Annotated in this window: 8 protein-coding genes and 1 pseudogene; 5 read left to right on the forward strand and 4 right to left on the reverse strand. The window is 62.8% G+C overall.

Annotated features, from left to right (window positions below; all coding sequences use genetic code 11):
* Positions 1-352: pseudogene (locus tag EN781_RS16955) on the reverse strand (glutamine synthetase); the annotation flags it as partial.
* Positions 353-516: 164 nt separating this feature from the next.
* Here EN781_RS16955 and EN781_RS16960 point away from each other — a divergent pair.
* Entirely contained in the window at positions 517-1,230 is a 714-nt protein-coding gene (locus tag EN781_RS16960) for an HAD family hydrolase (RefSeq protein ID WP_126056459.1), read from the forward strand.
* A gap of 38 nt (positions 1,231-1,268) precedes the next feature.
* Here the strand turns inward: EN781_RS16960 and EN781_RS16965 are convergent, their stop codons facing one another.
* The 3 genes from EN781_RS16965 to aceA all read right to left on the reverse strand — a co-directional run bounded on the left by EN781_RS16965 (position 1,269) and on the right by aceA (position 3,567).
* Positions 1,269-1,730, reverse strand: coding sequence for a response regulator (locus EN781_RS16965; RefSeq protein ID WP_126059238.1), 462 nt, complete (start codon positions 1,728-1,730; stop codon positions 1,269-1,271).
* A gap of 239 nt (positions 1,731-1,969) precedes the next feature.
* Positions 1,970-2,212, reverse strand: coding sequence for a hypothetical protein (locus EN781_RS16970; protein ID WP_126056458.1), 243 nt, complete (start codon positions 2,210-2,212; stop codon positions 1,970-1,972).
* Between the two features lie 65 nt (positions 2,213-2,277).
* Entirely contained in the window at positions 2,278-3,567 is a 1,290-nt protein-coding gene (gene aceA / locus EN781_RS16975; RefSeq protein WP_126056457.1) for an isocitrate lyase, read from the reverse strand.
* A gap of 250 nt (positions 3,568-3,817) precedes the next feature.
* Between aceA and EN781_RS16980 the strand changes: the two genes are divergently transcribed.
* The 4 genes from EN781_RS16980 to EN781_RS16995 all read left to right on the forward strand — a co-directional run bounded on the left by EN781_RS16980 (position 3,818) and on the right by EN781_RS16995 (position 8,909).
* Positions 3,818-5,263, forward strand: coding sequence for a helix-turn-helix domain-containing protein (locus EN781_RS16980; protein ID WP_126056456.1), 1,446 nt, complete (start codon positions 3,818-3,820; stop codon positions 5,261-5,263).
* A 151-nt stretch (positions 5,264-5,414) separates the two neighbouring features.
* Complete coding sequence (locus EN781_RS16985; protein ID WP_126056455.1) at positions 5,415-6,317, forward strand: DUF2167 domain-containing protein; 903 nt, start codon at positions 5,415-5,417, stop codon at positions 6,315-6,317.
* Positions 6,318-6,488: 171 nt separating this feature from the next.
* Complete coding sequence (locus EN781_RS16990) at positions 6,489-7,451, forward strand: DMT family transporter (protein ID WP_126056454.1); 963 nt, start codon at positions 6,489-6,491, stop codon at positions 7,449-7,451.
* A 360-nt stretch (positions 7,452-7,811) separates the two neighbouring features.
* On the forward strand, positions 7,812-8,909 hold the full coding sequence (locus tag EN781_RS16995; RefSeq protein ID WP_126056453.1) for a polyamine ABC transporter substrate-binding protein: 1,098 nt from the start codon (positions 7,812-7,814) through the stop codon (positions 8,907-8,909).
* Positions 8,910-9,085 lie beyond the last annotated feature (176 nt).

Genomic DNA, 9,085 nt, shown 5'->3' on the forward strand with positions numbered 1-9,085 from the left:
GCACCACGGTCAGCGTCGAAAGGTCCGGCATCAACTTGAGATCGCCGTCATCCTCCGGATAGTGGAAACCGTTGCCGTCCTCGGGATAACCGCCGGAAATCGTTGTCATGAACACCGCCGAGGGCAGCGCCAGCGAGGTGTTGGAGGTGAATTTCTTCGACGGCATCATCTTGCCGCGGGCAACGCCGGCCTGGTCAGGCGTGATGCATTCGATGTCCTCGATGCCGCGCCATTCCAGCCAGGCGCTGGCCTCCTTCCAGCTCTTCACGCCGCGTTGGTTCTTCAAGAAGGCAGGCGTGCGGGTACGCCCTCCGCGGCTAGACGGACGGACTTCCTTTTTTTCAGGCGGCATCAATCACCAGATTGCGTTGCAGATGGTGAAGTATAGCCGTGGCCGGCGATGGAAGGGAAGGGGAACCCCTGTGCGGTTGCTGCCGCGGTTGAAATTCGCCGTGGCGGGCTTAGGTTCGACGCCTCGCGAAATGCGATTACCTTGGACCCCGACGCAGGACAGCCATGGCCGGCCATGAACTGACGACGATCGGCTTCGATGCCGACGACACGCTGTGGCAGAACGAGCAGTTCTTCCGCCTGACCGAGAAGCGCTTCGCAGGACTGTTGGCCGAGCATGGCGAGGCGGAGCATATTTCGGCGCGGCTACTCGAAGCGGAAAGGCGCAACCTTGCCGTCTACGGCTTCGGCATCAAGGGCTTCACCCTGTCGATGATCGAAACCGCGATCGAGATCAGCGGCGGCCGTGTGCCGGGATCGGTGGTCGCCGAAATCCTTGCCGCCGGCCGCGAGATGCTCAGCCATCCGATCGAGCCGCTGGCCCATGCGCGCGAGACGGTGGAGAAGCTGGCCGGTTCCTATCGCCTGGTGCTGATCACCAAGGGTGACCTTTTCGACCAGGAACGCAAGCTGGCGCAATCAGGCCTCGGCGATCTGTTCGACGCCGTCGAGATCGTCAGCGACAAGAGCGCGACCACCTATGCCCGAATCTTCAGCCGCCATGGCGACGGGCCCGAGAAAAGCATGATGGTCGGCAACTCGCTCAAATCCGATGTCGTTCCGGCCATCGACGCCGGCGGCTGGGGCGTGCACGTGCCGCACGAGTTGACCTGGGTGCTCGAACATGTCGAGCCGCCGAGGGCCGCGCCGCGTTTTCGCCAGATCGCCGATCTTGGCGAACTGCCAAGGTTGATTGAAAGCATCGTTTCTAGCGGCTGACTTGTGCCCCAGCGCTGGAACGGCGGATCCGGTTTCTGCTAGCCGCGCCCTGACCCGATCAGGCGGTCGATCACCGGTTGCAGCCTCTCGGGAGTGATCGGTTTGGCGATCACGACATCGATCACACTCGAGAGACCCAGGCTCTCCGGTGTGCCAGTCTTGGTTGAAAGCAGGATCACCGAGGGCAATGCCTTGCCCGAAATCCGCCTGAGCGCATCTATTCCGGAGATCAACGCGTCGCAGTCCTTGTTGTCGGCGCCGCCGTCGAGCACGATCGCGCCGGGAATGAGGCAGCGCAAGGCTTTCGCCGCCGTATCGGGCGATTCGGAAATCGGCTTCAGCCCTGATTTCTCGACGATTTTCGACACCACGACCCTGTTTATCGGCGACTTTCCGATGACGAGCACCTGAGAGAAATCGGTCAGCATCTCGGCGCCGCCGCCACGGCCCTCCGGATTCAGATGTCTTTCAGTCCTGGTCTCGCGATTGCTGGGGCTCATGTGCGGGCGGGCACTCATCTCTGTTTCAATGCAGGGTTGAAACTTGAGGGACAATTGGCGTGAGATCGCCGCTGGTGTCAAGCTGAAATGGCTAATTTCCAGAATATCGCAAGAAAAGCTAAAATTTAGTGCCAGGTTTATTCCTGGCAGTCGGAGCCGGGCTTTGCAAAACGAAAGTCGCCCGCGCGTTACCGCGCGGGCGAGACAGAATTCGGCGAATGCGCCACCGTGGAACGTGGTCAGCCGTGGTTTTGCTGGGTGACGATCACCGGGATCAGGAGGTCGCCCCAATTGCCGTCGCCGCCATGATGCCTTGCCGAGCGCACGAGCTCCACCGAGACGCCCGCCTCGACCGCCTTCATCACCGACTGGTTGAGCCTGTGCAGGTCATTGGCCAGCATGCGGATGGTCGCCTGCTGGTCGACGCTCATGGCCGAGGACTGCTCTTCCGCCCTTTCCTTGACGCGGCTTATCGATGCCATTGGTCTTCTCCTTGTGTCCTATGCCCTCTCGGGCGTTTCCTCTGTTGGTCGTCTTCTGTGGCAGCTCACTCGGCTGCCGGCTTGAACTGGGCGTGCTCGGTCGATTCATGCATGGCGGTGGTCGACGACTGACCGCCGGTGATCGCCATCGAGACCGCGTCGAAATAGCCGGTGCCGACCTCGCGCTGGTGCTTGGTCGCGGTGTAGCCATGGACCTCGGCCGCGAATTCAGCCTCCTGCAGTTCCGAATAGGCCGCCATCTGCCTCGCCTTGTAGCCACGGGCCAGCTCGAACATGCCGAAGTTGAGCTGGTGGAAGCCGGCCAGCGTGATGAACTGGAACTTGTAGCCCATGGCGCCGAGTTCCCGCTGGAACTTGGCGATCGTCGCGTCGTCGAGGTTCTTCTTCCAGTTGAACGACGGCGAGCAGTTGTAGGCGAGCAGCTTGCCCGGATGATGCCTGCGCACACCCTCGGCGAACTTCTTGGCCTGCGCCAGATCGGGCTTCGAGGTCTCGCACCAGATGAGGTCCGCATGCGGCGCATAGGCAATGGCGCGCGCTATGCAGGGCTCGATGCCGTTCCTGACCTGGTAAAAGCCCTCGACCGTGCGGCCGGCATCATAGTCGACGAAGGGCTGGTCGCGCTCGTCGATATCCGACGTCAAAAGCTTCGCCGCCTCCGCGTCGGTGCGTGCCACGACCAGCGTCGGCGTGCCCATTACGTCGGCCGCGAGGCGGGCCGCATTGAGGTTGCGGATATGCGCCGCCGTCGGGATCAGGACCTTGCCGCCGAGATGGCCGCACTTCTTTTCCGACGCCAGCTGGTCCTCGTAGTGGACGCCGGCCGCACCCGCCTCGATGAAGGCCTTCATTATCTCGAAGGCGTTGAGCGGTCCGCCGAAGCCGGCCTCGGCGTCGGCGACGATTGGCGCGAACCAGGTCTCGACCGAAAGCCCCTTGCCTTCGGATGTCTCGATCTGGTCGGCGCGCTGCAAGGTGCGGTTGATGCGCTTGACCAGCTCCGGCGCCGCATTGGCGGGGTAGAGCGACTGGTCGGGATACATGGCGGACGCGGTGTTGGCATCGGCCGCGACCTGCCAGCCTGACAGATAGATCGCCTTCAGCCCGGCTCTGACCTGCTGCATGGCCTGGTTGCCGGACATGGCGCCGAGGGCGTTGACGAAGTCCTCCTCGTGGATGAGTTTCCACAGCCGGTTGGCGCCCATTTCGGCAAGGCTCTGGCGAATCTGGACCGAGCCGCGCAGCCGCTTCACATCCTCGGGCGAATAGGGCCGCTCGATACCATCGAAGCGACCTTCGGGCGCGGATGGGACGAGGTTGTAAAAATCGGTCATTGGATACTCCAGTTCATTCGAGGTCGGTTCTTGGAAACGTCGCGTCATGGGAGTTGTGCGCCGTTGGTGTGTGACATCATTTACATCGCCCTGCGAAACACGCGAGTAAAACCGAGCTTTTGGCCGAAAAATAAGGGAAAATTAGTGTTGCGCTTGACTGGTAAGCTCTGTAAATTTGTCACGATTGTAAAAGGTTGCGCGCAGGCCTCTGCGGCCAGATCGTGTAAATTCCTGTCAAGGATGGATTTGAGTGGCTGACCAGAAGATTTTTGCCGGGCCGCGCATCCGCCGCATCCGCAATGCCAAGGGCCTGACCCAGACGGCGATGGCCGAAGGGTTAGGCATCTCGCCGTCCTATCTCAATCTGATCGAGCGCAACCAGCGGCCGCTGACGGTGCAACTGATCCTCAGGCTGGCCTCGGTCTACAAGGTCGATCCGCATGAATTGCAGGGCGAGGCGAAGGGGTCGATTTCGGCGCTCAAGGAAGTGTTCGGCGACCCGCTGCTGGCGGCCGAACTGCCGGGCGACCAGGAGCTGATCGAGCTCGCCGAAGCGGCCCCCAACGCATCCGCCGCGATGGTGAAACTGTTCCGCGCCTATCGCGAGCAGGCCGAGCGGCTTTCCGATCTCAACGAGCTCCTGGCGCGCGAGGGCCGCGCCACCGCGCTGTCCGGCGCCCGCCTGCCGGTCGATGAGGTGCATGAGATATTCGAGCGCCGGCCGAACCATTTCGCCGCGCTGGAGGAGGAGGCCGAGGCCTTCACCGCGCTGCTTGACCCCGGCGACGACCTGTTCGGCGCGCTGAAAGCCTGGCTTAGGCGCGAATACGGCATCGTCGTCAAGGTGCTGCCCGTCGCCACCATGCCGAACTGGCGCCGCCGCTACGATCGCCACTCGCAACGCCTGTTCCTGTCCGAGCGGCTGTCGCCCTTCGACCAATTGCGCGAAGTGGCGATGGAAGCCTCGCTGATCCGCATGACGGTCGCGGTAGCTGGAGAGATCCAGGCGCTGAAGCTGACCACGGACGAGGCCCGCCGGCTCGCCCGCTTCGAGCTCGGCCGCTACGCGGCGCATGCCCTGATGATGCCCTATCAGGCCTTCCATGCCGCCGCGCTGCGTGCCCGTTACGATATCGACGTGCTGCGTTCGCGCTTCGGCGTGTCCTTCGAGCAGGCGGCCAACCGCCTGACCATGCTGCAGCGTCCCGGCGCCTCCGGTGTGCCGTTCTTCATGCTTGAGGTCGACAATGCCGGCAACCGCTTCCGCAAGGCGGGCAGCCAGGGCTTTCCGCAGAGCCGCTTCGGCGGCGGCTGTCCGAAGCTGCCGGTCCATGCCGCCTTCACCCAGCCCGGCCAGATCCTGGTGGAGGCGGTGGAAATGCCTGACGGCGCCGAATTCCTCTGCATTGCCCGCACGCTGGAAGGGCCACAGGGCGCGTTCTCGGAGCGGCCGCGCCGCACGGCGCTGCTCATCGGCTGCGATATCGGCTTTCGTGACGAGATCGTCTATGGCGGCGCCCTTCCGGGAACGGCGAGCGGCAAGTCGGGGCAGGGCGTCGCCGTCGCCACGCCGGTGGGACCCGCCTGCCGGCTCTGCGAACGCATCGGTTGCCTGGCGCGCGCCGAGCCGCCGGTGACGCGGCCGCTTGGCCTGGACGAGATGGTGACCGGCTTGAGCGCCTTCGATTTCCAGTGACGTCGATTGTGCTGGTCGGCCCGGGAGGCCCATCCTCCTTTGCAACAGCAAGCCATTGAGGGTTCTCCACGCAATCTTTCCGTCGGCAATATTGATTAAGCATTAGCGCCGCGATATCAAAAACGAATTGCGCAAGACTGGGGGGTCGGCGATGAACAGGAAAGTTTTTTGGCTTGGGCTGACGCTTGCCCTTTCAGCCTCATCCGCATTTGCGGAGAAATCCTCGGAATTCTTCAAATCGTACCAAGAGTACAATGATGCCGGCAAGGCATTCCTTGACAAGATCGAGCCCAGGACCGGTGCGATAGATCTTGCCGAAGGCGTGCACCTCGATCTCAAGGGTAAGTTCTACTTCCTGGACAAGAAGGATGCCGCCTCCGTCCTGACCGAGGCTTGGGGCAATCCGCCAGATGCCGGTGCCGACTCCGTCGGTATGATTTTTCCGACCAGCCATGATCCCATCGCCGAGAACAATTGGGGCATTGAGTTGCGCTGGGAAAAGATCGGCTATGTCGATGACAGCGACGCCGCGTCGATCGACTACGCTGAATTGTTGCGCAGCATGCAGGAGGACACCCTGTCCAGCAACGATCAAAGGGTGAAGGACGGATTTCAGCCCGTCACCTTGATCGGCTGGGCCTCGCCGCCCGTCTACGATGCCGTCAACAAACGTCTGCACTGGGCCAAGGAGCTGCAGTTCGGAACCGATGCCGTCCACACGCTCAACTACGATGTGCGCTTTCTCGGCCGGGAGGGGGTCTTCGTGATGAGCTACATCGCCACGGTGGAGCAACTGCCCGAGATCAGGCAGAGCCTGGACGAGGTCCTTGGCCTCGCAACCTTCAGCCCGGGCAAGAAGTATGTCGATTTCAGGCCAGGCTTCGACACCGTCGCCGCTGTGGGCATCGGTGGCCTTATCGCGGGCAAGCTGGCGGCCAAGGCCGGACTGCTGGCGGTGGCGCTGATTGCGCTGAAGAAATTCGGTGTGATTTTGCTGGTCCCCCTGGTCGGCCTCTGGCGGCTCATTCGGCGCAACCGGGACGCCTCCTCTTAACCGGAGGTATCGGCCGGGGCTGGACGCGTTGGTCGAGCTAATGCGCCAGTGCGCCAAACGGAACGCGCGGCTGGATCACGCCTTGCAGCCGCCGATGCGTTAGGCGAATGCAGCGCGGTTCTGTCGCCCATCGCGCATCGTGCCGCCCTGAAATCGCCGACAGTCGCAACCATGACCGACGCCGTATCGCACGCTTCGCCAGCCGTCCCGCCGCGCCCGGCCATCTCGCCTGGCGACGAGCGCCTTGGCATGCTGCTGGTGTTCCTGTCGGCGCTGATGTGGAGCTTTGGCGGCACCATCGCCCGCTTCATCGACATTACCGACAACTGGACGATTGTATTCTGGCGCTCGCTCTGGGCGGTGGCCTTCCTGCTCTGCTTCATGGCTTGGCGCGACGGCTGGCGAGGCACGCTGAAACTGTTTCGTGGCATGGGCCTGCCCGGCCTTGCCGTCGCGATCTGTTTCGCCACCGCGTCGACCTCGTTCATCGTTGCGCTTTCCTACACCACCGTCGCCAACATCCTCTTGATGCAGGCCGGCGTGCCGCTGCTTGCCGCGCTGCTTGCCTGGGTGCTGTTTCGCGAGCGGGTGGCGGCGGCGACCTGGGTGGCGATCGCCGCCGTCATCGCCGGCGTCGCCATCATGGTCTCTGAATCGCTCGACGGCACCGTGTCTCCCGTCGGCGACAGCCTGGCGTTGCTGATCGCCTGCATGTTTTCGGTCGCCACGGTGATCACCCGCCGCTTCGCCCATGTGCGCATGACGCCGGCCAACTGCCTCGGCGCGCTGCTCGCCGGCGCGTTCGCGGCCTCCCAGGCCTCGGAATTTGCCGTTTCCGGCCGCGACATGGGCTTCCTGTTCGCCTTCGGCGTCCTCAACCTCGGCGTCGGCCTCGCCTTCTTCGCTACCGGCGCCCGCCTCGTCCCGGCGGCGATAGCGGCGCTGCTCGGCACGTTCGAGCCGATCCTTGGCCCGATCTGGGTCTGGCTCGTGCATTCGGAAGTGCCGTCTGTGCGCACCATCGTCGGTGGTGCGGTCGTCGTCACGGCGCTGCTCGTCCATATCGGGCTCGAGTTCAAGCGGCAGCCGCGCCCCCAGCGCCCTGGCGTCACCGGACTGCCATCCCCCAATTAACGCAGCGGATGCGCCAAAGCGCGAGATGGGCCATTGACAACGTCGTTGCCGGGCGGGCAGGCTAAGGGCACGGCAACAACAAGACAGGCGTATCTTGCCAAGTCTCAATGCCGGTCCAATCGGAACCGGACCACATCGTCATATCCCTGCCCGCGCCATGGCGAAAGCCTCTGACGACGTCGGCACATCCCCCAGGCCACGGCAACGGCCCAAAGCTTTCATCGGCCTCATGTCGGACCGCCGCGCAGCCGGCCGTTCGCGCTTGTCGCTCTCCAGAAAGCTCAATAATCTGAAGCAAATGCCCAGCCGCGCGGAGGCCGCGACGGATTGGCGACGGAACACTCACCAAAGGAGAACAGCATGACCCGCAAAGCGCTCTGGCTTTCGGCGACCTCGGCATTCCTGACGCTTTTCACCATCGGCGGCCACGCCGAGGACCGCGTCGTCAACGTCTTCAACTGGTCCGACTACATCGACAGTTCGATCATCGACGATTTCACCAAGGAAACCGGCATCAAGGTCGTCTACGACACGTTCGATTCCAACGAGATCCTCGAAACCAAGCTTTTGGCCGGCGGCAGCGGCTATGACGTCGTCGTACCCAGCGGCAATTTCCTCGCCCGCCAGATCCAGGCCGGCGTTTTCCAGAAGCTCGACAGGTCGAAGCTGCCGAACCTGTCGAACATGTGGGACACCGTTCAGGAGCGCACCGCCAAATACGATCCCGGCAATGAGTATTCGATCAACTACATGTGGGGCACCGTCGGCATCGGCTACAACATCAAGAAGGTGCAGGCGGCCCTTGGCACCGACAAGATCGACAGCTGGGATACGTTCTTCAATCCGGATACGCTGGCCAAGCTGAAGGATTGCGGCGTCTATGTGCTGGATTCGCCCGCCGACATCATCCCGGCGGCGCTGAAATATCTCGGCCTCGACCCGAACAGCACCTCGCCCGATGACATCGCCAAGGCCGAGGAGACACTCCTGAAAGTCCGGCCCTATATCCGCAAGTTCCACTCGTCCGAATACATCAACGCGCTCGCCAACGGCGACATCTGCCTGGCTGTCGGCTGGTCGGGCGACGTCTTCCAGGCGCGCAACCGCGCCGTCGAGGCCAAGCAGGGCGTCGAGATCGGCTATTCGGTGCCGAAGGAAGGCGCCCAGATGTGGTTCGATCAGATGGCGATCCCGGCCGATGCGCCGCATGTCGCCGAGGCGCATGAGTTCCTCAACTACATGATGAAGCCGGAAGTGATCGCCAAATCGTCCAACTATGTGCTGTACGCCAACGGCAACAAAGCCTCGCAGCAATTCGTCGACAAGGCGATCCTCGACGATCCGGCGATCTATCCGGACGCCGCGACCTTGCAGAAGCTGTACACCGTCCAGCCATACGATCCCAAAACCCAGCGCGTCATCACGCGGACCTGGACCAAGATCGTCACCGGCCAGTAGGCGATCGGCACGACCCCGGCGCCTGGCTGCCGGGGTCGCTTTGCTTAAAAGCAATTCCAGGAAAAGTGCGAAGCGGTTTTCCGTCCGGAATTGCGTAGGAACAGAAGAGCAATTCCAGGAAAAGTGCGAAGCGGTTTTCCGTCCGGAATTGCGTAGGAACAGAAGAGCAATTCCAG

The sequence above is a fragment of the Mesorhizobium sp. M4A.F.Ca.ET.090.04.2.1 genome (assembly GCF_003999085.1).
Taxonomy (GTDB): Bacteria; Pseudomonadota; Alphaproteobacteria; order Rhizobiales; family Rhizobiaceae; genus Mesorhizobium.

What these genes read in the sequence shown, in the direction of transcription:
- EN781_RS16995 (WP_126056453.1), top strand. Translation starts at nt 7,812, where the DNA reads ATGACCCGCAAAGCGCTCTGGCTTTCGGCGACCTCGGCATTCCTGACG.
- aceA (WP_126056457.1), bottom strand. Translation starts at nt 3,567, where the DNA reads ATGACCGATTTTTACAACCTCGTCCCATCCGCGCCCGAAGGTCGCTTC.
- EN781_RS16965 (WP_126059238.1), bottom strand. Translation starts at nt 1,730, where the DNA reads ATGAGCCCCAGCAATCGCGAGACCAGGACTGAAAGACATCTGAATCCG.
- EN781_RS16970 (WP_126056458.1), bottom strand. Translation starts at nt 2,212, where the DNA reads ATGGCATCGATAAGCCGCGTCAAGGAAAGGGCGGAAGAGCAGTCCTCG.
- EN781_RS16960 (WP_126056459.1), top strand. Translation starts at nt 517, where the DNA reads ATGGCCGGCCATGAACTGACGACGATCGGCTTCGATGCCGACGACACG.
- EN781_RS16985 (WP_126056455.1), top strand. Translation starts at nt 5,415, where the DNA reads ATGAACAGGAAAGTTTTTTGGCTTGGGCTGACGCTTGCCCTTTCAGCC.
- EN781_RS16990 (WP_126056454.1), top strand. Translation starts at nt 6,489, where the DNA reads ATGACCGACGCCGTATCGCACGCTTCGCCAGCCGTCCCGCCGCGCCCG.